The organism is Ruegeria arenilitoris, from assembly GCF_013032445.1.
GTDB classification, from domain to species: Bacteria; Pseudomonadota; Alphaproteobacteria; order Rhodobacterales; family Rhodobacteraceae; genus Ruegeria; species Ruegeria arenilitoris_F.
In genome coordinates this window covers 328,682-354,762 of the sequence record NZ_WQCA01000003.1, presented here as the reverse complement: position 1 = coordinate 354,762, position 26,081 = coordinate 328,682, and the positions used below count along the sequence as shown (strand labels likewise).

The 26,081-nt window shown below is 57.8% G+C and carries 25 protein-coding genes and 1 tRNA gene; 12 read left to right on the top strand and 14 right to left on the bottom strand.

The window, feature by feature from the left end; all coding sequences use genetic code 11:
* Positions 1-18: 18 nt before the first annotated feature.
* The gene (locus GOW98_RS06205) at positions 19-993 is read right to left on the bottom strand and encodes an HAD family hydrolase (protein WP_170330191.1); all 975 of its coding nucleotides are present in this window, start codon (positions 991-993) and stop codon (positions 19-21) included.
* A 66-nt stretch (positions 994-1,059) separates the two neighbouring features.
* Entirely contained in the window at positions 1,060-2,670 is a 1,611-nt protein-coding gene (locus GOW98_RS06200; protein ID WP_217359387.1) for an arylsulfatase, read from the bottom strand.
* A gap of 220 nt (positions 2,671-2,890) precedes the next feature.
* Between GOW98_RS06200 and GOW98_RS06195 the strand changes: the two genes are divergently transcribed.
* Complete coding sequence (locus tag GOW98_RS06195) at positions 2,891-3,550, top strand: Crp/Fnr family transcriptional regulator (RefSeq protein ID WP_254437913.1); 660 nt, start codon at positions 2,891-2,893, stop codon at positions 3,548-3,550.
* A gap of 3 nt (positions 3,551-3,553) precedes the next feature.
* Here GOW98_RS06195 and GOW98_RS06190 read toward each other — a convergent pair whose 3' ends face one another.
* The 3 genes from GOW98_RS06190 to GOW98_RS06180 all read right to left on the bottom strand — a co-directional run bounded on the left by GOW98_RS06190 (position 3,554) and on the right by GOW98_RS06180 (position 7,091).
* Positions 3,554-4,678: a hypothetical protein gene (locus tag GOW98_RS06190; protein ID WP_367646810.1), complete on the bottom strand. Its 1,125-nt coding sequence runs from the start codon at positions 4,676-4,678 to the stop codon at positions 3,554-3,556.
* Positions 4,679-4,782: 104 nt separating this feature from the next.
* Positions 4,783-6,288, bottom strand: coding sequence for a VWA domain-containing protein (locus GOW98_RS06185; protein WP_170330188.1), 1,506 nt, complete (start codon positions 6,286-6,288; stop codon positions 4,783-4,785).
* Positions 6,285-7,091, bottom strand: a complete 807-nt coding sequence (locus GOW98_RS06180) for a VWA domain-containing protein (protein WP_367646809.1) — start codon at positions 7,089-7,091, stop codon at positions 6,285-6,287. The genes GOW98_RS06185 and GOW98_RS06180 overlap by 4 nt, the downstream gene beginning before the upstream one ends.
* A 13-nt stretch (positions 7,092-7,104) precedes the next feature.
* Between GOW98_RS06180 and GOW98_RS25685 the strand changes: the two genes are divergently transcribed.
* Entirely contained in the window at positions 7,105-7,272 is a 168-nt protein-coding gene (locus tag GOW98_RS25685) for a hypothetical protein (protein WP_254437912.1), read from the top strand.
* Here the strand turns inward: GOW98_RS25685 and GOW98_RS06175 are convergent.
* The 5 genes from GOW98_RS06175 to GOW98_RS06155 form a co-directional block, all read right to left on the bottom strand.
* Positions 7,265-7,741, bottom strand: a complete 477-nt coding sequence (locus tag GOW98_RS06175) for a DUF4381 domain-containing protein (protein ID WP_170330186.1) — start codon at positions 7,739-7,741, stop codon at positions 7,265-7,267. The genes GOW98_RS25685 and GOW98_RS06175 overlap by 8 nt on opposite strands.
* Complete coding sequence (locus tag GOW98_RS06170; RefSeq protein WP_170330185.1) at positions 7,738-8,685, bottom strand: DUF58 domain-containing protein; 948 nt, start codon at positions 8,683-8,685, stop codon at positions 7,738-7,740. Before GOW98_RS06170 ends, GOW98_RS06175 begins: the two co-directional genes overlap by 4 nt.
* Before the next feature lie 20 nt (positions 8,686-8,705).
* Positions 8,706-9,683 carry an AAA family ATPase gene (locus GOW98_RS06165; RefSeq protein WP_170330184.1) on the bottom strand — a complete coding sequence of 326 codons (978 nt, stop codon included), beginning with the start codon at positions 9,681-9,683 and terminating at the stop codon, positions 8,706-8,708.
* Between the two features lie 117 nt (positions 9,684-9,800).
* Complete coding sequence (locus GOW98_RS06160; RefSeq protein ID WP_170330183.1) at positions 9,801-10,910, bottom strand: acetoin utilization protein AcuC; 1,110 nt, start codon at positions 10,908-10,910, stop codon at positions 9,801-9,803.
* Positions 10,911-10,913: 3 nt separating this feature from the next.
* Positions 10,914-11,999: an AI-2E family transporter gene (locus GOW98_RS06155; RefSeq protein ID WP_170330182.1), complete on the bottom strand. Its 1,086-nt coding sequence runs from the start codon at positions 11,997-11,999 to the stop codon at positions 10,914-10,916.
* Positions 12,000-12,149: 150 nt separating this feature from the next.
* On the opposite strand from GOW98_RS06155, the gene GOW98_RS06150 reads away from it, so the two are divergent.
* From GOW98_RS06150 to GOW98_RS06140, 3 genes are all read left to right on the top strand, one after another.
* Complete coding sequence (locus GOW98_RS06150) at positions 12,150-13,016, top strand: YihY/virulence factor BrkB family protein (RefSeq protein WP_170330181.1); 867 nt, start codon at positions 12,150-12,152, stop codon at positions 13,014-13,016.
* Positions 13,013-14,911: a multiheme c-type cytochrome gene (locus GOW98_RS06145; RefSeq protein WP_170330180.1), complete on the top strand. Its 1,899-nt coding sequence runs from the start codon at positions 13,013-13,015 to the stop codon at positions 14,909-14,911. Before GOW98_RS06150 ends, GOW98_RS06145 begins: the two co-directional genes overlap by 4 nt.
* 96 nt (positions 14,912-15,007) lie before the next feature.
* Positions 15,008-15,196, top strand: a complete 189-nt coding sequence (locus GOW98_RS06140; RefSeq protein ID WP_170330179.1) for a hypothetical protein — start codon at positions 15,008-15,010, stop codon at positions 15,194-15,196.
* A 1-nt stretch (position 15,197) separates the two neighbouring features.
* Here GOW98_RS06140 and GOW98_RS06135 read toward each other — a convergent pair whose 3' ends face one another.
* Positions 15,198-15,914 carry an RlmE family RNA methyltransferase gene (locus tag GOW98_RS06135; RefSeq protein WP_170330178.1) on the bottom strand — a complete coding sequence of 239 codons (717 nt, stop codon included), beginning with the start codon at positions 15,912-15,914 and terminating at the stop codon, positions 15,198-15,200.
* Positions 15,914-17,026, bottom strand: coding sequence for a Ppx/GppA phosphatase family protein (locus GOW98_RS06130; RefSeq protein ID WP_170330177.1), 1,113 nt, complete (start codon positions 17,024-17,026; stop codon positions 15,914-15,916). The genes GOW98_RS06135 and GOW98_RS06130 overlap by 1 nt, the downstream gene beginning before the upstream one ends.
* Before the next feature lie 240 nt (positions 17,027-17,266).
* On the opposite strand from GOW98_RS06130, the gene GOW98_RS06125 reads away from it, so the two are divergent.
* The 6 genes from GOW98_RS06125 to GOW98_RS06100 all read left to right on the top strand — a co-directional run bounded on the left by GOW98_RS06125 (position 17,267) and on the right by GOW98_RS06100 (position 21,420).
* Entirely contained in the window at positions 17,267-17,563 is a 297-nt protein-coding gene (locus GOW98_RS06125; RefSeq protein ID WP_170330176.1) for a virulence factor, read from the top strand.
* A 26-nt stretch (positions 17,564-17,589) separates the two neighbouring features.
* Entirely contained in the window at positions 17,590-18,516 is a 927-nt protein-coding gene (locus GOW98_RS06120) for a methylenetetrahydrofolate reductase (protein WP_170330175.1), read from the top strand.
* 9 nt (positions 18,517-18,525) lie between these two features.
* The gene (locus GOW98_RS06115) at positions 18,526-19,587 is read left to right on the top strand and encodes a methyltetrahydrofolate cobalamin methyltransferase (RefSeq protein ID WP_170330174.1); all 1,062 of its coding nucleotides are present in this window, start codon (positions 18,526-18,528) and stop codon (positions 19,585-19,587) included.
* A 128-nt stretch (positions 19,588-19,715) separates the two neighbouring features.
* Positions 19,716-20,543, top strand: a complete 828-nt coding sequence (locus GOW98_RS06110; RefSeq protein ID WP_170330173.1) for a polyphosphate kinase 2 family protein — start codon at positions 19,716-19,718, stop codon at positions 20,541-20,543.
* 64 nt (positions 20,544-20,607) lie between these two features.
* Positions 20,608-20,681: transfer RNA gene (locus GOW98_RS06105), tRNA-Gly, on the top strand.
* Positions 20,682-20,871: 190 nt separating this feature from the next.
* A complete protein-coding gene (locus GOW98_RS06100; protein WP_302479249.1) occupies positions 20,872-21,420 on the top strand; it encodes an FkbM family methyltransferase in 549 nt (182 codons plus the stop codon).
* A gap of 60 nt (positions 21,421-21,480) precedes the next feature.
* On the opposite strand, the gene GOW98_RS06095 is transcribed toward GOW98_RS06100, so the two are convergent.
* Positions 21,481-22,338, bottom strand: a complete 858-nt coding sequence (locus tag GOW98_RS06095) for a class I SAM-dependent methyltransferase (protein ID WP_170330171.1) — start codon at positions 22,336-22,338, stop codon at positions 21,481-21,483.
* Between the two features lie 23 nt (positions 22,339-22,361).
* Positions 22,362-24,404 carry an ASKHA domain-containing protein gene (locus tag GOW98_RS06090; RefSeq protein WP_170330170.1) on the bottom strand — a complete coding sequence of 681 codons (2,043 nt, stop codon included), beginning with the start codon at positions 24,402-24,404 and terminating at the stop codon, positions 22,362-22,364.
* A gap of 217 nt (positions 24,405-24,621) precedes the next feature.
* Here GOW98_RS06090 and guaB point away from each other — a divergent pair, with 217 nt between their 5' ends.
* On the top strand, positions 24,622-26,070 hold the full coding sequence (gene guaB / locus GOW98_RS06085) for an IMP dehydrogenase (RefSeq protein WP_170330169.1): 1,449 nt from the start codon (positions 24,622-24,624) through the stop codon (positions 26,068-26,070).
* Positions 26,071-26,081: the final 11 nt, after the last annotated feature.

Below are 26,081 nucleotides of genomic sequence, written 5' to 3'. Positions count from 1 at the left end.
TATCGGTCTCTGAGTGTCTTAGTCCGATCCAGTGTAGATGCGATTCCAGTCATTCGCCATATCAACAATGACCCAACCCAAATCCGGCCCTTTATCCAGCCCATCGACCAGTTTCCCGATCGGGCTTTCGCGGTCATAGGCCCATTCGCGTTCGGCATCGGTGTGGTGGATCAGAACACCCAAACGCGGACCGTCGCCCGCAGTCGTCCACTCCAGCATGGCGAAATCCCCGTCCGAGTTTCCACCTGCCAGAATAGGACGCCTGCCAATCGTGCGTTCGATGTTGATCGGTTTGCCCTCTTTGTCATCGACAAAGGCAATTTCGGGGGCCTTGACGATCGCGGGTGTGCCATCGCCAGTTTCATAAGTCGTGGCTGTGTAGGTGCCCAGAACCTGCTCGGGCGGGATGCCATAGGCGTCTTCGGCAAAAACGCGCATAAAGTGCAGACCGCCGCCCGATACGATATAGGTGCTGAACCCTTCATCCCTGAGATAGCGCAGCAGTTCCACCATCGGCTGATAGGTCATCTGATCGTAGGGCAGATCGGTATCCGGATGGCGCGCGGTGTCCAGCCAGTCGGCGACGGATGCCTGGAAATCTTCGACACTCAGGCCGGAATGCGAGGCATTCAGAACTTCGATCAGAGCGTCGTGACCACCCTCGGCAACGGCTTGCAGGTCACCCTTTGCCGCAGCTTCTAGCGTTGGTGTTGTCAGGATCGCGGGATCGGCCTCGGCCAGTTCGGCAAGGCGGTCCATGGCGAAAGTCAGTTGAAAATAGACGGGCTGTTCAGCCCAAAGTGTGCCGTCATTGTCAAACACCGCAATCCGTTCGGCCGGAGTGACATAGTCAGAACCACTCGGGTCTGTGACCGCCTCGACGAATTCAACGATCCTGTTTTTGGAGTCGGAGTTGCCCCAGCTGGGCAGAGGGTCGGCGAACGATGCCATCGGAGCGAAAAGTACAACGGCGGAAAGAACTGCGTTCTTCATAAGAAATGTTCCTGTTTCAATTGGTAAAGGGCCGCCGTATTGCGGCGACCCTTTGTTTTCGAGGGGTTAATTGTTGGTCGGTGAAGCCAGTTTCTCCATCACCTGATCCAGATTGAAGCTGGCCGCTTTTTGGCGCGGCGGGAATTCCTGGAAGGTTTCAAGGAAACTGCCGACATATTGCTGAGCGGGCACAAGGAAATAGGCCCGATCCAGCAACCAATCGTAGTAGGTGTTGGACGTCCGGTACGCACGCTCATAGGGATCGCGGCGCAGGTTTACGATCAGCGGAATGCGCAATTCTGTCCAGGGTTCGATCCACGCACGCAGGGTGGCCCATGCCTTCTGCTCGAGGAAGATCAGCTTCCAGTCGTCGAAACGCAGTGCGGTCAGGTCCCCGTCGTCCGAGAAATAGAAAATCTCGCGACGTGGGCTTTCAGTGGCCTCACCGGTCAGCAGAGGCAGGATGTTGTAACCGTCCAGATGCACCTTGTAATCGCGGCCCATACCCGAAGAGCTATAGCCAGCTTTCAGCTTTTCCTTGATGTCCGGGTCACCGGCAACGGCAAGGTATGTCGGCAGCCAGTCCATGTGATGCACGATCTCATTGGTGACCGAGCCGGCCTCGATCTGACCGGGCCAGCGTACCATCGACGGAACGCGCCATCCGCCTTCCCAGTTGGTGTTCTTCTCGCCCCAGAACGGTGTCGCGGCAGCGTCCGGCCACGTGTTCATGTGCGGTCCGTTGTCGGTGGAATAGTGAACGATGGTGTTGTCGGCGATGCCAAGCTCATCCAGCAGGTCCAGCAATTGACCCACATGCATGTCATGTTCGATCATACCAGCCGTGTATTCGTCCGCGCTGCCACCGAAAATTTCGTTGGCCTGCGCGCGCATTTCATCCTTGACGTGGGTGCGGAAGTGCATGCGGGTGCCGTTCCACCAGACATAGAAGGGCTGGCCTTGCTCGTGGGCACGCTTGATGAAGTCGATCGCTGCTGCAACGGTTTCTTCGTCCACCGTTTCCATGCGCTTGCGGGTCAGGGGGCCGGTGTCCTCAATGGTGCCGTCGGCCTTGGACTTGATAACGCCGCGTGGGCCGTAGGCCTCGCGGAAGGTGCGACCATCCGCCAGAATAGCGTCGCCCGGATAGTCTTCGTTTTCAGGCTCTTCCTCGGCATTCAGGTGGTAGAGATTTCCAAAAAACTCATCAAATCCGTGGTTTGTTGGAAGATGTTCATCTTTGTCGCCAAGGTGGTTCTTGCCGAACTGACCGGTGACATAGCCGTGATCCTTCAGCAGGCCCGCAATGGTTGGATCTTCGACCTGCATCCCCAGATCAGCGCCGGGCAGACCAACCTTGGACAGGCCAGTCCGGAACACTGACTGTCCCATGATGTAGGACGAGCGACCAGCGGTACAGGATTGCTCACCATAATAGTCGGTGAAAATCATGCCTTCCTTGGCGACGCGGTCGATGTTCGGTGTCTGATATCCCATCAGGCCCATCGTATAGGCCGAGATATTGGATTGGCCGATATCGTCACCCCAGATGACCAGAATGTTAGGTTTCTGATCCTGTGCCCAAGCGGGAAGTGCCAACGCGACGGCGACGGTAGCCACAGCAATGCGGCGCAACTTGGTGCGCCAACTGTATGCAATCGAACGTGGTGGTGACATGATATGCTCCTGATCTGAAAGGGTCTGTACAACCCGGAGGTGTGTTTTGCTTGGTGGCTGTTCAAATCAGCCAATATGGCTCGTAAAAATGGTCGAAATCTGAACGGCGAAACCTTCACCTTTCCGGGAATCGAACAAGCTCAGACTAGGCGATCAGAGGGATTGAAAACTCATCATATGATGATATTGAAAATTTCTAATGTTTGACAAAGCGAATAATTTGAAGCTCTTGCAGCAGGCCGGGTGGTTCAGCAACCGCTCGGACGCGTTTCGGCGCGATTTGCTCGAATGCGGATCGGCTAAAACTTTTGAACCTTGGGAAACGCTGTATCACCACGGAGACCCGGCAAACGGAATATTCGCCATCCTCAGCGGCGGTGTTCAAATCACCGCGCCTGCGGATGACGGGCAGGAGTTCGTGCTGCACCGCGAGGGTGCCGGTTTCTGGATCGGGGATCTGGCCCTTTTCGCCGACACGCCACGGCTGATCAGCGTCGTCACCACGCAAGAGACGCAAGCCTTGTTCTTTCCGCACTCACGCATCGCCAAATTGGTTCAGGCCAACCCCAACTATGTTCGCGACTTTTACGCGCTGACGCAGGAGAATATGCAAACAGCGTTGCGGATTATGGCCAATCTCGCTGTGACCGGCAGTGAGAAACGGCTTGTGTTGCGACTGCTTCATCTGGATGAGGGTACGTCAAAATCCGATGGCTGGATCGTGGTGTCTCAGGACGAACTGGCCGAGATGATCGCCGTGTCGCAACCGACATTGCACCGCAGCCTGCACCGTTTGGCAGATCTGGACCTGATCGAACTCGGCTATGGGCGTGTGCGGTTGAAGGACAGGCAGGCGCTGATCGCCAGTTGTCAGACCTAAGGGTCAGGGGTTCAATGGCGGCAGCGGCTGGGCGTGCTTGTTCGGCGTTGAAACGAGCGCGTCAAGCGCGGCGACTGCGCCAGACCAGTTTGGATTTTTGCGATTTTTGTCAGTTCCATAGCGTGTTGAGCCAATTCGAGCTAGACACACTTCAAGCCCGCTATAGCCTTGCGGGTCTTCACAACGCCGCTTCCATGTTTCAAGAGCACTGTAAGCGGCCGAAAGATCCTGATCACGCAGAGCACGGCGCAATTGCGAGAGTGCGAAATCGGGCGACGCGCGATACGCCTTTTCTCGTGCTTCCTGCCAGTTTCGATACCGTGGCATTGACCACCGCAGAATTGCCCAAACGATTACGACGGCCACAACTGCCCAGAACAGGTATCTGATCATGGTATCCCCAGATGGTGAGCCGGGTTTGGGCGCAGCCAGTTTCAGGTTCACGGCCTCTACCTCCACGGTTTCAACGGTGTTCGTGGTCAGGTTGAACCATTGCAGCGAAACCGACGGCAATTGAGTTTCACCTCCGTCCTGCGCAAGGTAAACCGTTTCATCGGCACGTTGGCCTGACAGGATGCCCCGATCTTCGGTTTCGTTGAAACGTGGCTCTTTGGGGTAAGGTCGCAGCAGAGGGTCATGATTTTCAGGGATTAATTGCGGTATCATGATCGGGCTAGTGCCCGAAATGCGCGCAGTCAGCCGCCGGGTGATCGCATCGCCGGCCTGCATTTCGGTTGCGCCTTCAACCTCTTGTGTCAGTTCAAAACCCGTCGCGATAATCAGAGGATTTAGGTCGCGCGCGCCATCCGGGACCACGGCGTTTATCGTGATCGGTGGCAGCGGAACGGAAACCTGGGTTGGATTGTTTGATTCCGGGTCCGCGAACGTGACCATCATTTCCTGCGGGCCAAAGTCCATCGTCCCTGTCACCAGAGGATAGATCCGATAGCTCCGCTGGACGCCGGACCATGTTTCGCCGCTCACGGACTCGCTGACAGGGCCCGAGGCACGCTCGGGCAAACGCACGAGAAGGTTTTCCTGTTCCAGGGTTGGAAAGATCGGAGGGGACGGCATGAAGGTCGGAACCAGAACCTTTATGCGCAGAATTGCGGGTTGTCCGACTATCACATCTTCGCTTGGTGCTTCCACCGTGACTTGGGGTTGGATTGCAGTTGAGGTCTGCGCGAAAGCACTACATGGAAGCAAATAGCTTATGAGAAGGAGCGCGTACCTCATTGTATCTGCTCTTGATTTTCCAGAAGGAACCGGTTGCGCAGAAAGTCCTGCATGTCCGTATCAATCGCGCTGATCCACTGGTCTGCTGACAGGGGTTTGGTGTCACCGGTCTGCGCCTGAATGGTTGTGTTCTCTCCGCGACCGGAGTCGTTGTCGAACACAGTGTCATCCGCTCCGATCCCGGCTTCTTCACCGGTGTCGGATTGCTCCCGAGTGGTCTCGACATAGTCAAGTATGGCTCGTGCAACTTCAAGATTATGCTGTGCTTCCGGCCAGTTAGGGCGTCGCCCTAATGCTTCTTGAAAGGCGGCAATAGCGGGGCGGTATTCCCGGTTGCGAATACGAGCCATACCTTCAGAAAAAGCGGCTTCGGGCGTATTCAGCTCAGCGAAGATGGCTGCTGCTTCCGGATACTGGCCTGCTTTCAATCGTGCGTAGCCTTCATGATAGGGTTCTTCGAACAACTCAGCGGCGTCCGCATAACGTTTCTGGTTCATTGCGATTTGACCCTGCTGATCTGGCGCCAAGAACCAATCCCGCCAACCTTCTGCACTAGCGGGGCCTGCAGGCTGCAGCAGGAACAGCCCCAAAATGATCCACCGGATCACCCAGCCGCGCCGGAACCAGAGTAGCGACAACAGAGCCGCAGGCCATGCCAGCATCCATCCCCGATCCTGCCAGTCCAGTCGATCATCATCATCCAGCGCATCCACATAAGCCGTTTGGATTTGCCGCTGCAGCCGTGCGATATCCCTGTCATCATTGGTAAATGGGACCACAACAGCGTTCTGCAGGTTGTTCAGTTGAACAATCTCACTTCCGTTGGGGAGCATGGTCAAAAAGAACACCTGTGTCGTTGAGTTCTGAAACTCGGCAAGCTGTGATGGGTCAAGATCGTCCAAAACAAACAGGACGGCGCCCGGTGTTTCGCTTTCGTCCAGTATGCTTTGCGCCAATGTCAAAGCGTCGCCCGCAGCATCACCTTGTTTAGGCATCACAGCCGGGGTCAGCCCCTCCAGCAATGGGCGCAGGATATTTGCGTCTTCGGTCAGGGGGGCAACGCGGTGCGGTGAACCGGCATAGGCGATCAGCGCCGTTCGTGCGCCTGCGCGGGCGTTGATGATATCTGTGATCTTGAACTTTGCACGCTCCAGTCGGGATGGGGCTAGGTCAGGGTTCTCCATGCTGTCGGTAACTTTCAGAACGATCACCAGAGGGGCCGTATCCGCCACCAGCGGGTTTTGTGCTCTTGACCACGTTGGCCCCGCAGCGGCTATGGCGACCAAAGCGGTGGCAAACATGGCCACGTCAATGGGATAGATACGCCGTTTTTCCTCGGCTCCCAATAGCAGAGCTGCCGCAAGGTGCGGAGCTACTCCGGAAGGCAGATTAGTTTGTCCCGAGCGCTTCGGGCGAGACGCCCACCAAAGACCTGCGATCGGGATCAGGAAAAGTAGATAAGCCGCTCTTAAGAAATGAAATTCCGTCAGAGTATCCATCATGAAACACTCCTTCGCCGTTGCGTGATATGCAGAACAGCGGAACTGAGCAGCATAAGCAAAAGGGCGACTAACAGTGGATAGTGCGCAAGGCTTTCTCGGGGCCGATAACTTTGGGTTTCAACAATTCTGGGGTTTTGCTCATCAATGCGTTGGTAGGTCTCGGCAAGCGCGGCCTCATCGTTTGCAAAGAAATACTGCCCGCCGGTTCGATCTGCGATGGCCTTCAGGGCGTCCAAATCCACGCGATCCTCGCCAGAGGCATTGGGATCGCCGACGCCGATGGTGTAGATGACAACGCCCTTATCCGCGGCGATGGCAGCAGCGTTGATGGGGGTCATACGGCTGGAAGTATCGGCTCCGTCGCTGAGAACGATCATTAGGCGTTGATCCACCTCGCTGGAGTCAAAGGTGCGAATTCCCAAACCGATCGCGTCGCCCAGAGCGGTGTTCGGGCCAGCCATGCCCACTTGAGTTTGATCCAAGAACCCATTCAAACTGTTGAGGTCTTCGGTAAATGGCGCCTGTACAAAAGCACGGGTTCCAAAGATGATCAGCGCCATCCGGTCACCCTGACGTTCGGCAATGAACTTGCGTAGCACATCTTTCACTGCCGCAAGCCGTTGTTTGAGGGTGCCATCCGTGGACTGGAAGTCGCGCTGGTCCATTGATCCCGAGATGTCGAGGGCGAGCACCACATCCCGGGCGGACTTTTCAATCACGATCGGGTCCGCCAGTTTTTCTGGACGCGCCAGAGCTGTCACAAGCATCAGCCAGATCAAAACGACCACGGATGTTTGAAGCACAGGACGTTGTGCAATGACCGATCCAGACTTGGGCTCAACACCTGCCGCTTTGGCGACATGGCGGAAGAAAGGAATGCGGATCGAACTCGATTTTTCTCGGTGCGGAGGCGCGAACCAAAAGACCAGCAAGGGCAGTGGTAAAAGCAAAAAGGCCCAAGGTGCAGCGAATGAAATCATTTGAGCCCTCTCTGAACCTTATGGGCCTTGATCCATTTGCGCGCGAATTCCGTTACATTTGGATTTGGTGGGGTGGTTCTATAAGGCGCTTCAACAAGAGCCTGGGCCTCGGAGGTGGAAATCGATATATTATCAGCGGATTGCGACAGAAAGGTAATCCAATCCCTGCCGTGAAGGCTGGCCACCTGATCGCGCGGAAATGCGGCCAGTGCAGTACGCCTAAGGATTTCCGCAACCTTGGCGACGTCGTTGTCTGCGGCTTGCAAATCAGTGAGCGCGGAACGGCGGTAGGCATTCAACCTACGGTGCCGTCGGTACAGGAGGACACCGCAAGCGATTGCCGCGACCAACAGCAAAGCCAAAACCGCCCAACCCAAAGTTTGAGGCGCCATTGATATCGGCGCGGGGGCCGGGGCAGGTTCGAGCATGTCCAGCAACTCGACAAGTGATTTGCCTTCGACATCGACGCTCATCGTTGCCCTCCGCGATGACCGAACTGTTGCAGCAATTGATCCAGGGCCGGTTCCGCTGTGGTCAGCGGAATAATCGGAAAACCATAACGGCGCGACCATTGCCGGAGCTGCGCCAGTCTGTTTTCCAGTTCCGCTCTGATGCGCTCCGACAAGTCCGGTTCGGAACTGTCGAGTTCGATCTGCGCGTCTCCATCCGAAACGGTCATACGCAGCCCCGGGACTGGATCGCGCGAGCTGGGATCGGATATGTTGAACAAAATTAAATCGTTCGACTGCGCCAGGCGTCTCAGCAGGCTTTCCGATGCACCATTCAGGCCGTCAAAATCCGAAAACACACATATCAGTGCGTTTGTATGCGCAATCCGCGCGGCTTGTTTCAGAATGTCGTTCAGCGAAACGGTCCGCTTGGGGCGCAGCGATGCATTCAGACTGCAATTCAACCCGGCGACCGAGGATAGGAACCGTTTCAAGGCGGCGGGGCGGCGTTGAGGGCGATGCTCGGCCAGTTCGGAGTCGCCAAATACGATCCCGCCAACGCGATCTCCTTGCCCCAGAACGCGATGGGCGGCGATAGCGGCGGCTTCTGCGGCAACAACAGATTTCATGTAGACCTCGGTTCCGAAAAACATCGAAACGCGTTGATCTACCAGCAAGAGGGCAGGGCGATCGCGTTCTTCAGTATAGACCCTAACATGGGGTTTTCCGGTTCGGGCGGTCACTTTCCAGTCGATTGTGCGGATGTCATCTCCGGGCAGATAGTTTCGCAGTTCCTCAAAGTTCAAACCGCGCCCGCGCAGGCGCGAGGCGTGACGCCCATTGAGGATCGAGCGCGCAGGTTGTTGCGGTAGCAAGCTGATCGCGCGTGATTTGACACCCAGCCGCAGCAAATGATCCACATCGACATGGATGCGCGGATCATTGGGATATGTGGCAATCCGGGCCACGGGCTTCTCTTTCCTTAAACTCAGGGCAGCGCGACAAGGCGCAGGATTTCAGCGATCACATCGTCCGCCGTTTTTGCGTTTCCGAGTGCTTCGAAGCTGAGCGTGATGCGGTGGCGAAAGACGTCGTGGGCAATGGCGCGTATGTCGGCGGGGTCCACATAGTCGCACTCGTTCATCCAGGCGTGCGCTCGCCCGCATTTGTCCAGCGCCAGAGATGCGCGCGGGCTGGCGCCAAATTCGATCCAACTGGCAAGCTCTTCGTTGTATTTCTCCGGCGTTCGGGTCGCTTGAACCAAATCGGCCATGTACCTGTCCATGGCGTCGGAGACGTGAATCTGCCCGATCGCGGACCGCGCCTGAAACACCGCATCCTGCGGGATTGGAGTTGGCATCCCACCCGTTGAACCGGACCCGGCGGCGATCTCTTCTCCGCGAACCAGACGGATCACTTCTACTTCGTCTCCGACCGGAGGATAGGTGATCTGCACATGCATTAGAAACCGGTCCATCTGTGCTTCGGGCAAAGGGTACGTGCCCTCTTGTTCGATCGGGTTCTGCGTCGCCATCACGATGAACAGCGGTTCCATTTTATGAGTGGTGCCAGAGACAGTGACCTGACGTTCTTCCATCGCTTCCAGCAATGCGGCTTGCACCTTGGCTGGGGCACGGTTGATTTCATCGGCCAGAACGATGTTGGCAAAGATCGGGCCGGGGTCAAACCGGAATGTGCCACCGTCATCGGTTTGTTGAAACACTTCGGTTCCGGTGACGTCCGAGGGTAACAGGTCGGGCGTGAACTGTATCCGGCTGAAACTGGCGTCCAGATTGCGCGCCATGGCTTTGACCGCTCGGGTCTTTGCCAGACCGGGCAAACCCTCGATCAGAAGATTGCCGTTGGCAAGCAGACCGATAAGCAACCGGTCGATTACTTCTGTCTGCCCTATGATTGCCTGACTCATCCGAGTCTTGAGTTCATTTATTTGATTAAGTGCATTCATATGGTTGGTCCAATCGTGGCCGAACGTCAGAAGTTGACATGGCAGGGTAGCCGAAGCGCAATGTTCAAGAATGTGCAGTAATGTTCGGAGGCTAGCAGCCTTGTTGCGTCCGATCCACTAGGAAATCCGTTCCGCAATATGGTTCAGATTAGCTCTTACCTCAGCGCGAATTTCGCCATGGTTCGGAACGTCCTGCAGCGTATCGAACCAGTGTACGGGTGGTTGTTTTCCGGCAGCGCGTTTCCAGGTCAGGTCGCTGAGAATGTTCTGTGATTCTGCGTTCAGGGTCTTGGGTATCTCAAGCTTGTTCAGTGTCGCCCAAACCCCGCTCCAAAGCCGAGCAACAGACCATGGATTGTATCCTCCGCCACCCAAAACAAGCAGTCGCGGAGCCAAGTCGCGCAGACTGGAAACCGTGCGCCAGTGGGCGTTATTGGACAGGGTCAGCCGCGACAGAGGGTCCTCGGCCACGGCATCAGCACCGCATTGCAACACGATAGCCTGGGGGGTGAAAGACGTGGTCGCTGGCAGGATTAATTCGTCAAGGATTGCATAGCACTCATCATCATTGAGGTTTCGTGGGACGGGAATGTTAAACGCAGCCCCTCCGGCATTGTCGTCAAGGGTGCCACTGAAGGGCCATCTGCGGTTTTCGTGGACCGAGATCATCCGAACCTTGGTGGATCCGCGAAAGGCCGCTTCGACTCCGTCGCAGTGATGTGCGTCAATATCGACATAGACGATCCGATCGAGCCCGGCATTCAGCAGGGTCAGGATCGCCAGCACCGGATCGTTCAGATAGCAGAACCCGTTTGCCCTGTTTGCAAGCCCATGATGCGTGCCACCTGCGGGATTGAAGACAATGCCACCATCGCGGATCAACTCGGCACCCAGCATCGACCCTCCGGCCGCTGTGGCTGGGCGGCGGTACATCTCGGGGAACACGGGGTTTGACAGGGTGCCCAGCGCGTATTTCTGCCGGACCTCGTCGGACACTGCTTGATCCTGCTCGGCTTGTTGCAGGGCGGCGATATAGTCCGGCGTGTGAAACGCCATAAGCGCCGAGGGCTTCGCGCAGGGGCTGACGCGATAGTTCGAGGATGACAACCACCCCTGCGCGCGGCACAGATCTATGACGGTGGAGACACGCGGAATGGCCAATGGATGTTTCGAGCCATAGGTTGAGTTGCGATAAATCTCCGATCCGATGAACAGAGGCTGTTTCATCGTCTAGCTTGCGGGGCGCTTGGTGTTTTCCTCGCCCAGTCTGCCGTCTAGCGACATAAGGATCGCAACCGGGCGAAGGGCGGGGATATGACTGAAGACGATCAGGATGCAGACGGTTAGCGGGACGCTCAGGAAGGCGCCAATCAGTCCCCAGATCGTAGTCCAGAACATCAGCGCCAAAATGACCAGAAAGGTGGACATGTTCAGCGACCGGCCCAACAGGGCGGGGTCCAGGAAATTGCCAATCAGGAATTGAATGGTGCCGCAACCCAGTACAATGACAAGGAAAGGCCCGATGCTTTCGAACTGAACCAATGCAATCATAGAAGGGAAGATCACCGCGATGATCGACCCGATGGACGGGATGAAGTTCAGTGCAAAGGTCAACACGGCCCAAGTCTCAGCAAACTCCAGCCCCAGCAGCTTGAACACCGAATAGCTGATGCCTGCGGTGATCAGGCTAATCATGGTTTTAACCCCGACGTAACGTTGCAGGCTGAACGTGATGGCATCCAGAATCGAGGCAAATTCGATACCTGTTTTTGGATCACCAGCTGCCAGTTGGATCTTTTTTCGGAAGGCCAGTCGCTCGGCCATCAGGAAGGCGACGTAAAGGCTGATCAGAAAGAACTGGTTTAGCAGTGAAGTGGCGCTGCCCAGCAGAATGCGCGCGACATAGGACATGTCGATGTTGATCAGGTTGTCGCGGATAAACTTGGTCACGTCATTGCCCACCAGACCCGTGACGCGGTTGACCGCATCGTCGAACTGGTTTTCGTAGTCACCGATCGTGCGGGCAAACTGGGTCGCCTGACTGCCCAGAATATACATGATCACGAACAAGCCAGCCAAAACCACGGTAACGCCTGCGACATTGGCCAGCCAGACCGGCATGCGGGTCAGGGCGATGATCCTGTCGCTGAGTGCAATAATCAGGACATTGATCAGCAGGGCCATCGTCAGCGGGATCAGAAACGCGGCCCCGGCATATAACCCCAGCACCACAAGCGTCGTCACAATCGACACATCCCGAACAACAGACAGCTTGAGCTTTGTCGGCGTCGCGGTTTTGTCTTTGTCCGGTGTCATCGGGTGGCTCATCCTGAGAATTGCGCTTGTGTTTGATCCTGCACAGCGGGGCTGGATTATGCAATGCGCCCAAATGTTTGTCAGAGATTATTTGCGCAGCAGACGGTTTTGCCGGTTCAGTGGCTGGGGAAGGCGGGTTAGGCTTTGGGGATGAATGCCCGCGTGATTCCCTTTTTTGGTCGACCTGTACAGGCACTTTGGGTGGCCGTGACCCGTTTCGATGCCAAGAACGGCTTTGTCATGAGCAGCCACGTTGCCATGTCGCTGATGCTGGCCTTGTTTCCCTTTGCCCTGTTTACCGTGGCCTTAGCCGGTGCACTTTCTCAGGACTATGTCACGAATGAATTGATCGAGCTGATTTTTGGAGCATGGCCGAAAGATGTGGCGGGACCGATCGTGGCTGAATTGCGTTCCGTTCTGGCCGAGTCCGGTTCTGGCGTGATCACGTTGGGTGGCTTGCTGGCGGTCTTCTTTGCCTCTAACGGGGTAATGGCGGTGCGTAAGGCGATGAACCAAGCCTATCACGACTATGACAGCTGGCCGTTCTGGAAAACCCGGTTGCTCTGCCTGGGATTGGTGATCGTCGGTGGCGTCACAATTATGATCATCGCTGCGGTCGAGGTCATTCTGCCGGTCTACACGAAGCTGGTTTCCGAGAAGACCGATGTAAACGTATCCGAGTGGTTGTCAGTCGATCGCTTGCGCTGGACCTTCACCGTAGCCGTTCCGGCGGGTGTTGTGGTGCTGGCGCATCTGATCCTGCCGACTGGGCGTCACAAGCTGCGGCAGATCCTGCCGGGCGTGCTGCTGACGCTGGCTCTTTGGGCGGCAGGAGGATGGGGGTTTTCTGTCTATATCGCTCAGTTCGCCTCGTACAGCGCCACCTATGCCGGGCTTGCAGGTGCCATGGCCGCGCTGATCTTTCTGTATCTCTGCGCGGCAATCCTGATCCTGGGGGCCGAATATAACGGAGCGCTGATGGACCTGCAGAACGATCCCGACGGGCCGGACGCGTGAGGACGGCGCTTTTCCTCTGGCTGCTTCTGCCGGGTTTCGCATGTGCCCAAACGCCGGACTATGTGGGCTCAGATCAATGCGTAGATTGCCACACCACCGAGGCCGAGGCATGGGCGACCTCTCATCACGCCTTGGCCTGGACCGGGGCTGAGGGTGGGCATGTCGTCGCGGATTTTGACGGAACCCGGTTTGACCATGATGGCATTGCGGTCGAGTTCAGCGTGGCCGGCGAGGGTCTGCGGGCCAACGTGACCGAAAAGGACGGCGTCACCACTGAATACGGTGTGCATTCGGTTGTGGGGATCGAGCCCCTACAGCAATACCTGTTCGAAACCGAACCGGGCCGATTGCAAAGTTTCGACGTCGTCTGGGATACCGATAACCGGCGCTGGTTCCACCTTTATCCCGATCAGGATTTGCCCCCGGATGACGGGCTGCACTGGACCGGCCCCTACAAGAACTGGAACGCCCGCTGCGCGGAATGTCACGCGACCGGGTTTGAAAAAAACTATGACGCACAGACCCGCAGCTATGCCTCGACACAGTCTGAGATCGGGGTCGGGTGCGAGGCCTGCCACGGCCCTGGATCGGCTCATATCGACTGGACGCAGGGCCAGACGCTCGCCGCCGATCTGAGCGAATTCGGTTTCACCGTGAATTGGGGCAAGGGCCGGACCGAGGTTGAAATCCAACAATGCGCGGGATGCCATTCCCGACGAGAGGCGCACGGCGACGGCAACCCGATCCCTGGAACGCCTTATCACGATGCCTATAATCTGGCGGTGCTGCGTCCCGGTCTTTATCACCCAGATGGTCAAATTTTGGATGAGGTCTACGTCTACGGCTCGTTCCTGCAATCCAAAATGTACGCGCAGGGCGTCGGGTGCATGAACTGTCATGACCCACACAGTGCTGAACTGAAGGCCGATGGAAACGGTGTGTGTACGCAATGCCACTCACCGGCGGGCAATCCTGACTTTCCGACCTTGACGGCGAAGGAATACGACACACCCGAGCATCATCACCATCCGGAAGACACTGCGGGCGCGCAGTGCAAATCCTGCCACATGATCGAGCGCGTCTATATGGGTGTCGACCGTCGGCGCGATCACAGCTTTCGCGTTCCACGCCCCGATCTGGGTCTGGGCCAAGATGCGTGCACCGATTGCCACCAGACTAAGGACCAAGCATGGGCCGCTCAACAGATCGAGGGTTGGTTTCCCGCCTCACCCCACCGTATGCCGCACTATGGGACCGCGTTTCAGGCGGCCCTGGACGGGCGAGCTGATGGGCCGGAGGCGTTGCTTGGGATTGCGACAGACCCTGCCCAACTGGGCATCGTCCGCGCCACTGCAGCTTATCTGCTACAACCTTTCGGTTCGGCAGATTTGGCGGAACAAACGGCCCCCTTGTTGTCTGACACTGACCCGCTGGTGCGCGCGAATGCGGTGGTTTTACAACGCCAGTCCGCCTTGCCGGATCAAGTTCAGCGGCTCGAACCTCTGCTGTCCGACCCATTGCTTAACGTGCGCATCTCAGCCGCCAAAGAGTTCCTGAACATCCCCGGCGAAGCCCTTACCCCGGAGCAGCAGGTGCAGGTGGCACAGAGCATGGAAGAATGGCAGGGCGCGATCGCGAACCGTTTGGACTTTCCCGAGACCCACCTTGTTCTGGGCGGTATGGCTCTGACCTTCCGCAACGCCCCGGCGGCCGAACGGGCCTTTCGAGAGGTCGTCACGCTGGATCCGCAACGGGCTGAGGCCTGGCCCATGCTGGTGCAACTGGCGCAGATCAACCGCGGCGCGGATGCCGCGCGGGACGTGCTGCAAGAGGGTTTGGAGGTTCTGCCGGACGACCCGGGACTGCTGCAAATCAAGGCGCAGCTGGCCCCGTGAACCGGCACCGCTTGGCCCGGTTTAGGTCACGATCCCGGCAAATTTAGGCGTTAACCATGGGTAAGGCAGATTTCCCGCCGCGCCCATAGGTGACCCATGACGGATAAACCGGTCCATACATCGCAGTTGCAAAACCCACTTTCGGTGGGGCAGAGAATTGCGGATTTGCAGGCCAGAAAGCCAGAATACGTCAATCACGGCGAGGCGCTTTTGCTACAACGCACCGCCGCCGCGTCATTGCGCGAACAGTTTCTGACTGGAGACCGGAACTGGTTGGACGACTAAGTCAGCCGCGAAAGCCAGTGGCGACCACGAATTTCTCGGAACTGTCGGAACGGGACGCAGGCGGTTTTACGTTGGCCACCTTTTCGAACTTTTGCTTTAACAGCTTCTGTAGATCGCCCTCGGCGCCCCCGGCCAGAACCTTGGCGACAAACGTGCCGCCTTCTTCCAACACGTCAAAGGCAAAATAGGCCGCCGTTTCACACAGGGCCATGATGCGCAGGTGATCGGTCTGTTTATGCCCAGAGGAGGCTGCCGCCATGTCTGACATCACCACATCGGCTTTTCCGCCCAGCCAGTCTTTGACCTTCTGGTCGGCGTCGTCTTCCATGAAGTCCAAAACGTGCGTTTTCGCACCGGCAACGGGTTCGACCTCTTGCAGATCGACACCCAGAACGGTGCCGATCCGTTTGCCGGACTTTTCGCCCAGCGCATTGACGCGTTTGACCGCAACCTGACACCAACCGCCGGGCGCGCAGCCCAGATCGACCACGCGCGCACCGGGAACGAGGAAGCGAAACTTATCGTCAAGTTCCAAGATTTTATACGCCGCGCGTCCGCGATACCCTTCTGCCTGCGCGCGTTTCACATATGGGTCGTTCAATTGCCGCTCGAGCCAGCGGGTCGAACTGAGCTTGCGTCCGCGCGCCGTCTTGACCTTGACCTTCAGGTCGCGCTGTCCACGGCCTGAGTTGTTTTTGCCACTAGGTGTCTTCGCCATCAGAATGGTCCGTCTTCCAATACGCCATCCGCGCTCATCTGCGCATAAAGCAGTCCTTCGCGCAGCCCCCGGTCCGCCACTGAAAGGCGGTCGGTGGGCCAGCAGCGGAGCAATGCCTGCAATATGGCTGAGCCGGACATAATCAGGGCCTGCCGGTCATCACCAATCCGCGGATCGCGCCGTCGCCCCAGTGGGCCGAGTTCTAAATATCCTCGTATGACTTTGTCAATCTGATCACTGGTCATGCGCAGACCGTCCACCTTGGTCCGGTCATAACGCTTCAGCCCCAGATGCGAGGCCGCCACCGTCGTCACAGTGCCGCTGGTGCCGACGATCTGGAACCCTTCGCGGGCCTGTTCGTCTTTGTATGGGGCAAAATCAGCGAGGTTCTCTTCAAAAAACCAGCTCATCAGCGCAAAGCGAGCCGAGTCGTCCTCGACATCGTGGAACTGGTCGCGCAAGGTCGCGACGCCCAGCGGCACACTGATCCAGTCCACCACCTTGGCCGCTGGAAAAGGACTGTCAGTGGTGTGAAATCCGTTGTGCAGGCGCATGATCGCAGCAGGACGGTCGCGGCGTGGTACGGACGAGATGTCGATCCACACCAACTCGGTCGAGCCACCGCCGATATCAACAACCAACAACTGTTCCGTTTTGGTCGAGACAAGTGGCGCGCACGAGATCACGGCCAGACGCGCCTCTTCCTCGGGTTGGATGATCTCCAATGTCAGGCCGGTTTCCCGTTTCACTTGCCGGATGAAATCGCGTGAGTTTTTCGCGCGACGACAGGCTTCGGTAGCGACCAGCCGCATCCGTCTGACCCTGTTGCGTTTCAACTTTTGCTGGCAGATGCGCAAAGCTTGGATGGTACGCGCCATCGAGGACCGGGACAGCCGTCCGGTCCGTTCCAGACCCGCGCCCAATTGCACGGATTTGGAGAAGCTATCAACCACATGGAACCCGCTGCCCTTGGGCTGGGCTATCAACATGCGACAGCTATTTGTTCCCAGATCCAGCGCCGCATACAACGCATCTGGATCGGGTCTTGCCGGCGCGGGGCTTTCGACCGCCTTGGGGAACGCGCCCGCACCTTTGGGACGCTTGGGCGCCATCGTAACGCCCTCCGATTTTCGAGTTACCCTGACCATAGGTCGGGCAATTGTTTCGTGCAAGACGCTCATTAAAGTGATGAGTATTTTGATGTGCGCGTTTGCGTTAGAATTAAGTACAAGCCCAGTATCCCATCGTAGGCAAAAAGGTCGCTTGAAATACGCCGTGTGTCGAAAATCGACCGACCTGAGCCCTTATAGAAGTTTAGAAACTGCCCATCTGGTTAGGAGGAATCAAAGGCAATGCCTGACGTCACCATCGTATACTGGCGCGACATTCCCGCCCAAGTCATCGTCGGCAAAGGTCGCCGAGGCGCAAAGCGGCAATTGGAGGAGCGGTTCGAGCAAGCGATCGACCGAGCTGCCATGAAGGTGAACGCCAAAGACAGTGATGCCTATCTGGCCGAATGGCGCAAAGCAGAACCTTTCGCGGTTGAGGGCGACCCGTCCGAGATCGCTGAGGCAGAAGCCGTGCGTCTGGAAACTGAATACGATCAGGAACGCATCAAGGCACTGATCGCCAATGACGGTTGGGCTTAAGCCCCAGTTTTTAATGGGAGGCCACTATGGCTTTGCTGAACTTCAAGAAACGTGACGCGGCCGAAAAGGCCCCGGTGAACCCGACCGTCGAAGCCTTTTTGCAGGGCTATTCGATCGAGGTGATGCCGCGTACCGCCGAGAAAGTCGAAGACTTCCGCGCGCTGCTGCCCGAAGGCACCCGTGTCTACATCGCCCATATCGAGGGCACCCCGATTGAGGACATGGTCAAGACCGCCAAGCGGATCGCGGCCGAAGGCTATCCGGTCATGCCGCACTTCCCGTCGCGTATCATCAAGGATGCGGCGACGCTGGAGAACTGGATCTCCATGTATCAGGGCGAAGCAGGTGTAGATCAGGCACTGCTGCTGGCAGGTGGTGTCGCCAAGCCACACGGCGAATTCGACAGCTCGATGCAACTGCTGGAGACCGGTCTGTTCGACAAGGCAGGCTTCAAGCGTCTGCACGTTGCGGGCCACCCTGAGGGCAACAAGGACATTGATCCTGACGGTTCGACCAAGAACGTTGACGACGCGCTGCGCTGGAAACAACAATTCTCGGAAACCACTGATGCGGAAATGGCTCTGGCGACCCAGTTCGCCTTCGACGCCAAGCCGATCATCGCATGGGCCGACAGCCTGAAAGAAGCGGGCATCGACTTGCCGATCCACATCGGTATCGCGGGTCCGGCCAAGCTGCAGACCCTTATCAAATTCGCCATCGCCTGTGGCGTTGGCCCATCGCTGAAGGTTCTGCAGAAGCGCGCCATGGACGTGTCCAAGCTACTGCTGCCCTATGAGCCAACCGATGTTTTGACCGAACTGGCCAACCACAAGGCGGCCAACCCGGATTTCAACATCACCAACGTGCATTTCTTCCCACTCGGCGGTATCAAGACCAACGCCAACTGGGCAATCAACAACGGCGGCGCTTCGGCAAAGCCTGTAAACTCCTAAGGATCGGACATGACCCGTACAGTCGTAGAATCAAAAACAAAAACTGCCGTCCTGGGCTTTGACGAACCGTTCTGCGTGATCGGTGAGCGGATTAACCCAACTGGTCGTAAGAAACTGGCCGCTGAACTGGAAGCGGGCGATTTCTCGACCGTCGAGAAAGACGCCGTCGCGCAGGTCGCAGCAGGCGCAACCGTTCTGGATATCAACGCGGGTGTTGTGTACAACTCGAACCCCAACCCGAACGAGACCGAGCCGCCGCTGATGACCAAGATCGTTGAGCTGGTGCAAGGTCTGGTCGACGTGCCGCTGTGCATTGACTCGTCGGTTCCGGGTGCTTTGGAAGCCGGTCTGGCAGCCGCAGAGGGCCGTCCGCTGCTGAACTCGGTTACCGGTGAAGAAGAGCGTCTGGAACTGGTTCTGCCGTTGGTCAAGAAATACAACGTTCCGGTTGTTGCGATCTCGAATGACGACACCGGTATCTCGGAAGACCCCGATGTCCGTTTCGACGTAGCCAAGAAGATCGTTGAGCGTGCTGCAGATTTCGGAATCCCCGCGCATGACATCGTTGTTGACCCGCTTGTTATGCCGATCGGCGCCATGGCAACCGCTGGCCAGCAGGTTTTCGCCCTGGTCCGTCGTCTGCGTGAAGAGCTGGGCGTGAACACCACTTGCGGTGCGTCCAACATCTCGTTCGGTCTGCCGAACCGCCATGGCATCAACAACGCCTTCCTGCCGATGGCAATGGGCGCTGGCATGACCTCGGCGATCATGAATCCGGTGGCTCTGCCGGTGACGCAGAAGAAGATTGCCGAGAAAAAAGAAGCGGTGGCTGCCGCTGGCATCATCCTGCCCGAGGGCATGGACGACGAAGCATTCGTTCAGATGTTCGGCCTGGGTTCGACCCTGCCGCGCGCAGGCAAGGAAATGGAGGCCATCCGTGCCGCCAACCTGCTGACCAACAACGACCCGCATGGTGGTGCGTGGATCAAGTTCAACAAATCGCCTGAAGAGGCCGCTGCCGCCGGTGGTGCGGGTGGTCGTCGCGGCGGTGGACGTCGCCGTCGCGCTTGATCTCTGCCACAGTATGATCAAAGGCCGGGCCATGTGCCCGGCCTTTGTCGTTTTGACCCTGATCAATGCCGGCTAAAATCGGGCTTGCGACAATAGCATGACCCTCGCAACAAAAATCAGGTGTTTTTATGAGCAAACATTACCCTCCGAAGTTGGCGGATGCCGACCTGAGCAAGCGCCTGAGTAAGCAGGATTATTTCGAAAAGCTTGTCGATCTCCAGGCGCAACTGGCGCTGATTCAGCAGGCCTTTCTTTTTCATGGCGTAAAAGGCGTGCTGGTCTTTGAAGGCTGGGACGCGGCAGGCAAGGGTGGCACGATCCGCCGGATCAGTCAGGCACTGGACCCGCGCAGTTTCAAGGTCTGGCCAATTGGCGCGCCGCGCAACTACTACCTGAACCGTCACTACCTGCTTCGGTTCTGGGAGAGGTTGCCTCCTGAAGGAGCCATCTCGGCCTTTGACCGCAGCTGGTACGGTCGCGTTCTGGTCGAGCGGCTTGAAAAGTTCACACCGGAAGAACGCTGGCGGGCCGGGTATCGCGAAATCAACGATTTCGAACGAATGCTGGTTGATGACGGCACCCGGATCGTGAAGTTATTCTTCCACATCTCTCCGGAAGAGCAGATGGAGCGCTTCACCGAGCGTCTGCGTAATCCGATGAAACGGTGGAAACTTACCTATGAGGATTTCCGCAACCGTGAGCGGTGGGCAGAGGCTGAAGTGGCCGTGGACGAAATGTTGGCGCGGACTTCAACCGAAGTCGCGCCTTGGCACGTCATTCCGGCGAACAATAAAAAATACGCCAGAATCAACGCAATGCAGGCGATCGTTGATGCGTTTTCCGAGGATATCGACCTCAGCCCGCAACATCTGGACAGGCGGACGCTGGACGCGGCCTGCGAAGCCTTGGATGTGGATCAGTCTCTGATCGAAAGCTTGCGGGCCCGGACCGAGTAATTGCCCTGCACCTCGGATAGGCGCTTGAAGTCGTTCGGCGGGCGGTGCTATCCAACGCTACGCGGCGGGTATGATGTAATGGTAGCCTGTCAGCTTCCCAAGCTGAACGCGCGGGTTCGATTCCCGCTACCCGCTCCAAATGGTTGATTTACATCAAAATTGATCTGTCTCGGCGCGCTAGGGTGTTGTGGAAAAAGGTGGTCCGGTAGGCGCAGTGGCGCGGCTGCCTGCGGTCGCAGATCACTCGGGTGTGGTTTTCGATATCGGCGTCAACCGGGGAACGAATGCGCGTCACTTGATCCGAAGTTTTCCGAATTGTTAGTGATACCTGCTTGAGCCACTTCCTCAACAGGCAGTCTTTGTCACTGACCGGTCTCAATCCTTCAAAAACATGATCGTTGTCGGGCAGGCTCTGCGCAATCAGACTGGCAGATCCGAATTTTCCGTGACGGCAAGACTTGGTACGTCCACTCTGCTTTCGATGAACGCTTCTGCACTGGGGCAACATCCTGAGGCCGTCTTAGATACCTCGATTGAGGTCGAGCTAAACACTTTAGACCAGTTCTGCGAGGAAAACGGAATCGACCGGGTTTCTTGCATGAAGATCAATGCGAAGGGGTCTGAGCTGAATATCTTCAAGGGCGCAGAGCGGATGCTGTCCGAACAGCGGATCGACATGATCATGTTCGAATGGCCCGCCACGCCGCATTATGAGGACTGCACGCTGCTTCTGAACCTGTGGAAAGAATTGGATCGGCAGAACTATAAGAAGTGCAATAGTTTCTTCTTTCGTTCGGTCCGAAACGGGCAGCGACGGTTCGGGAATGCTGTGTTCATTTCCGACAAGTTTCGCAAAAACAACCTTCCTGAACTTTAGGGCTAAGCTATCAAAAAAGATTTTTTCTGTTTCAGGTGTGCGGTCCGTAGCTCTGCTGGGCTATTCTGACCGAAGCGCCTGATACAGGTTGATGACTGCGGGAATGTGAAAACCCGTGTCGGACAGAAAGCGCTGGAACTCTTTGGCGACAGCGCTCTGAATGGCCTCAAAGTCGTCTTCATCACCCTCAAAATGTGCGATCACACGCGCCGCAGGGCCGACTCGTGCGCACAGGGCCGCAGAGCCCTCGACGCCGCCGTATCCCGGCAGTTTCAGGGTCACTGCTTTGGCCGTTACGTCCGTCAGCCCGGCTTGTGCCATCATACCGGCCACGTGATCCAGATCGTGAAACGCCAGAGGGCCGGGCGCATATCGGTCCACGCGCGGGGGATGCCCCAGACGCTTGACGGCGGCGATATGGGGCAATTTGAACCAAGGGTTGACGTCCAGAGGTCCCCAAGCGGCGAAGGTCATCTGCCCTCCGGGCTTCAGCGCCTTGGCGATATTGGCAAAAGCTGCAACTGAATCTTCAAAGAACATGACACCGAAGCGCGAGATTGCGGCATCCATCTGATCAGGTGGAAATTCAAAGGTCTGCGCATCGGCGAACTGGAAATTAAGGTTGCCAAGGCCCTGATCAGCGGCGCGGGTGGCGGCCCTATCCAGAAAGGGTTGCGAAATGTCAGCCGCCAGAACGCGACCGTTTGACCCGACCTTGCGGGCGGCGGCAAGCGTACTAATGCCGGTACCGCAGCCGATGTCCAGAACGGTCATGCCCGGCGCAAGCCGGGCACGATCCAGAACCAGATCAAGAACAGGGTCAAAGGCATGGTCCAGCTGGTTTTCATAGGTCAGCCATTTGGCGCCGTTCTCAGACTGGCCCCAGTATTCTGCCTGTTCTTCGTTTGCTGACGTCATATTTGCCCCCGTGGTTGGGGAGACTATGACCTCCTGCGGCGACGGCGGCCAGATTTTTCCTCATCCCCGCCGGTGTTGAACGAGGGCGCGGGCAGGGTGACCACCTGCGCCAGTTCCGGGAATGGATCGGTTTTGTGCGGTATCGCGTTGGCGGCGACGAAATGATCCTGGAACTTGGGCTCGATAGCGGTTTCGACCTTGGTAATCTCGCGCACAACGCGTTCGATCTCGGTCCGGGCTCCGTTGTTGCACAGAGCGATCCGGGCGCCGGTGCCTGCCGCGTTGCCCGCGCTGGAGACCTTATCCAGCGGCGCGTCCGGGATCATGCCCAGAACCATCGCGTGCTTGGTCGAGATATGGGCTCCGAACGCCCCGGCCAGAACAACGCGATCGACCTTGTCGACCTCCATCACGTCCATCAGCAGCCGCGCACCGGCGTAAAGAGCCGACTTGGCCAACTGGATAGCGCGGATGTCGCCTTGGGTCACGGTGATGCGCGGGCCGCCTTCGGCGCTTGCATCGTGGATCAGGTAGGCGTGGGTGCGGCCTTCGGGCACGCAGCGGTCGGTGCCAGTTTGTGTGGCCGATCCGATCAGGCCGCTTTCGTCCAGCAAGCCAGCGATACGCATTTCGGCCACAGCCTCGATGATGCCTGAACCACAAATGCCGGTGATGCCGGTTGTGGCAACGTCCTGATCAAAGCCTTCCTCGTCGGACCATTTCTCGGACCCTATCACGCGGAAACGGGGTTCTTTGGTCTCGGGGTTGATCTCGATCCGTTCAATGGCACCGGGCGCGGCGCGCTGACCGGAACTGATCTGAGCACCTTCGAACGCCGGGCCGGTGGGCGAGGAACATGCCAGAACGCGCTGTGTGTTACCCAGCAAAATCTCGGCGTTGGTGCCCACGTCTACGATCAGCACGAGGTCTTCGGACTTGCCGGGTTCTTCCGACAGTGCCACCGCGGCACAGTCAGCCCCAACGTGGCCCGCGATACAGGGCAGAATATAGATCTGCGCGCGCGGGTTCATCTTGGACAGGTCCATCTCACGCGCGGGCAGGGATACGCTTTCCGAGGTCGCCAGCGCAAACGGAGCCTGACCCAGCTCAACGGGATCCAAGCCCAGCAGCAGGTGGTGCATGACCGGGTTGCAGACAAACACGGTCTCGACGATTAGTTCGGAATCGATCCCAGCCTCTTCGGCGATGGAAACGGTCAGATCGTTGATCGCTTCGCGCACGGCCTTGGTCATCTCCTGATCACCGCCGGGGTTCATCATCGCGTAAGAGACACGGCTCATCAGGTCTTCGCCGAATCGAATTTGCGGGTTCATCAGGCCCGAGGACGCCTTGACCTCACCTGTTTCCAGATCGGTCAGGTGCGCCGCGATAGTGGTTGAGCCTAGGTCAATGGCCAGACCGTACAGTCCGCGTTCATGCAGGCCGGGCCAGATTTCCACGATGCGGCCAACGGTGTCCTTGTGACCCTTGTGGACAGCTACGGTGACCTCCCATTTGCCTTTTCGCAGAACGGGCTGCAGCTTTGCCATCAGTGACAGGTCTGCGGTGACGGCTTCAATCTCCCATTGCGCGCACAGAGCGCGCTCAAGCCTTTCCAGATCGCCGGTGGGCGAGTGCATGTCGGGTTCTTCGACCACCACGAAATACAGACGGGTCGCCGGGTCCATGATGATGGCGCGTGCAGCCGCGGCCTTGCGAACGACCTGACGGTGCACCTGGCTTTCGGGCGGTACGTCGATCACGATGTCGCCCTGAACGGTGGCCTGACAGCCCAGACGACGGCCCGGCTTCAGCCCGCGCTTGTCGTCATAGCGTTGCTCGACCGCGTTCCATTCGCTCAGCGCACCCTCGGATACGGTCACGCCGTGCTTGGGAAACTCACCATAGCTGGGGGTGATCTGACATTTCGAACAAATCCCGCGCCCACCACAAACCGAATCCAGATCGACGCCCAGCTGTCGGGCGGCGGTTAGAACCGGGGTGCCGACGGGGAAATGCCCGCGTTTGCCCGAGGGAGTAAAGACAACAAGGGGTTCGGTGGTCATATCTGGCCTGCCTTTTGTATTCGCGCGTATGCCGGGCAAGATATGGGTTTGCGCGCAAAGGGAAAGGGCATTCAGCGGCACGTTTTGTACGGGTTGCGTCGTTTTTTATTGCAGTAACGGCCCGCAGGAGAAAACTAGTTGAGCTCTGGGGCTTTTCCTTGCCTTAAATCCATGTAATAGGGTCACCGCCAAACGGGCTTTTGCATGGGGTTAGCAGATGCAGATTCGTGAGGCACTTACCTTTGACGATGTTCTCTTGGTTCCGGCGTCCTCGTCGGTGCTGCCGGCGACGGCGGATACAAGCACGCGTGTGACGCGGGCAATCAGCATGAACATCCCACTGCTGAGCTCAGCCATGGATACGGTGACCGAGGCGCGCATGGCCATTGCGATGGCTCAGGCCGGAGGCATTGGCGTCATTCACAAGAACCTGACAGTCGAAGAGCAGTCGCGCGAGGTTCGTCGGGTCAAACGCTTTGAATCGGGTATCGTCTACAACCCAGTTACACTACGCGCGGATCAGACGCTGGCGGACGCCAAGGCTCTGGTTGATCGCTACAACTTCACCGGCTTTCCCGTGGTTGACGAAGAGGGCCGCGTGGTCGGCATCGTGACCAACCGGGATATGCGCTTTGCAACCTCGGATGACCAGCCGATCCGGGCGATGATGACCACTGACAATCTGGCCATGTTGCAGGAGCCGGCCGATCTGGAAGAGGCCAAGAGCCTGATGAAGGCGCGCCGGATCGAAAAATTGTTGGTTGTTGACGGAGCGGGCAAGCTGACCGGTCTGCTGACGCTGAAAGATACGGAACAGGCCGTGCTGAACCCGACCGCCTGCAAGGACCCGCTGGGCCGCCTGCGCGTTGCAGCGGCAACTTCGGTTGGTGACGCTGGTTTTGAGCGGTCCGAGCAGTTGGTCGATTCCGGCGTTGATATCATTGTTGTTGATACCGCGCACGGCCACTCTCAGGGCGTTCTGGATGCGGTAAAGCGTGTTAAATCGCTGTCGAATGAAGTTCAGATCATCGCGGGCAACGTCGCAACTGGTGATGCCACCAAGGCGCTGATCGACGCGGGCGCAGATGCCATCAAGGTCGGCATCGGGCCGGGCTCGATCTGCACCACGCGTATGGTTGCTGGTGTCGGCGTACCTCAGCTGACCGCGATCATGGATTGTGCGTCCGCAGCCGGGGATGTGCCGGTGATCGCGGACGGCGGGATCAAATTCTCGGGCGATTTCGCCAAGGCGATCGCGGCGGGTGCGTCCTGTGCGATGGTCGGTTCGATGATTGCGGGCACCGATGAAAGCCCGGGCGAGGTGATCCTTTATCAGGGGCGTTCCTTCAAATCTTATCGCGGTATGGGCAGCCTCGGCGCCATGGCGCGCGGCTCGGCGGATCGCTACTTCCAAAAGGACGCGGCAAACGACAAGCTGGTGCCCGAAGGGATCGAGGGGCAAGTGCCTTACAAAGGCTCGGCCAGCGCAGTGGTGCATCAGTTGGTCGGCGGTCTGCGCGCGGCGATGGGCTACACCGGGTGCGCAACGGTTGAGGAAATGCGCAAGAACTGCAGCTTTGTCAAAATCACCGGTGCGGGTCTGAAGGAAAGCCACGTGCATGACGTGCAGATCACCCGCGAAAGTCCGAACTACCGGGTTATGTAACCCCGGGTTTC

Coding starts and splice junctions, on each gene's coding strand:
- GOW98_RS06155 (WP_170330182.1), bottom strand. CDS start 11,999: ATGACACCGGACAAAGACAAAACCGCGACGCCGACAAAGCTCAAGCTG.
- GOW98_RS06150 (WP_170330181.1), top strand. CDS start 12,150: ATGAATGCCCGCGTGATTCCCTTTTTTGGTCGACCTGTACAGGCACTT.
- GOW98_RS06165 (WP_170330184.1), bottom strand. CDS start 9,683: ATGAATGCACTTAATCAAATAAATGAACTCAAGACTCGGATGAGTCAG.
- GOW98_RS06140 (WP_170330179.1), top strand. CDS start 15,008: ATGACGGATAAACCGGTCCATACATCGCAGTTGCAAAACCCACTTTCG.
- GOW98_RS06090 (WP_170330170.1), bottom strand. CDS start 24,404: ATGACCACCGAACCCCTTGTTGTCTTTACTCCCTCGGGCAAACGCGGG.
- GOW98_RS25685 (WP_254437912.1), top strand. CDS start 7,105: ATGACCGATCCAGACTTGGGCTCAACACCTGCCGCTTTGGCGACATGG.
- GOW98_RS06095 (WP_170330171.1), bottom strand. CDS start 22,338: ATGACGTCAGCAAACGAAGAACAGGCAGAATACTGGGGCCAGTCTGAG.
- GOW98_RS06120 (WP_170330175.1), top strand. CDS start 17,590: ATGGCTTTGCTGAACTTCAAGAAACGTGACGCGGCCGAAAAGGCCCCG.
- GOW98_RS06175 (WP_170330186.1), bottom strand. CDS start 7,741: ATGAGCGTCGATGTCGAAGGCAAATCACTTGTCGAGTTGCTGGACATG.
- guaB (WP_170330169.1), top strand. CDS start 24,622: ATGCAGATTCGTGAGGCACTTACCTTTGACGATGTTCTCTTGGTTCCG.
- GOW98_RS06125 (WP_170330176.1), top strand. CDS start 17,267: ATGCCTGACGTCACCATCGTATACTGGCGCGACATTCCCGCCCAAGTC.
- GOW98_RS06185 (WP_170330188.1), bottom strand. CDS start 6,288: ATGATGGATACTCTGACGGAATTTCATTTCTTAAGAGCGGCTTATCTA.
- GOW98_RS06160 (WP_170330183.1), bottom strand. CDS start 10,910: ATGAAACAGCCTCTGTTCATCGGATCGGAGATTTATCGCAACTCAACC.
- GOW98_RS06130 (WP_170330177.1), bottom strand. CDS start 17,026: ATGGCGCCCAAGCGTCCCAAAGGTGCGGGCGCGTTCCCCAAGGCGGTC.
- GOW98_RS06135 (WP_170330178.1), bottom strand. CDS start 15,914: ATGGCGAAGACACCTAGTGGCAAAAACAACTCAGGCCGTGGACAGCGC.
- GOW98_RS06205 (WP_170330191.1), bottom strand. CDS start 993: ATGAAGAACGCAGTTCTTTCCGCCGTTGTACTTTTCGCTCCGATGGCA.
- GOW98_RS06200 (WP_217359387.1), bottom strand. CDS start 2,670: ATGTCACCACCACGTTCGATTGCATACAGTTGGCGCACCAAGTTGCGC.
- GOW98_RS06110 (WP_170330173.1), top strand. CDS start 19,716: ATGAGCAAACATTACCCTCCGAAGTTGGCGGATGCCGACCTGAGCAAG.
- GOW98_RS06115 (WP_170330174.1), top strand. CDS start 18,526: ATGACCCGTACAGTCGTAGAATCAAAAACAAAAACTGCCGTCCTGGGC.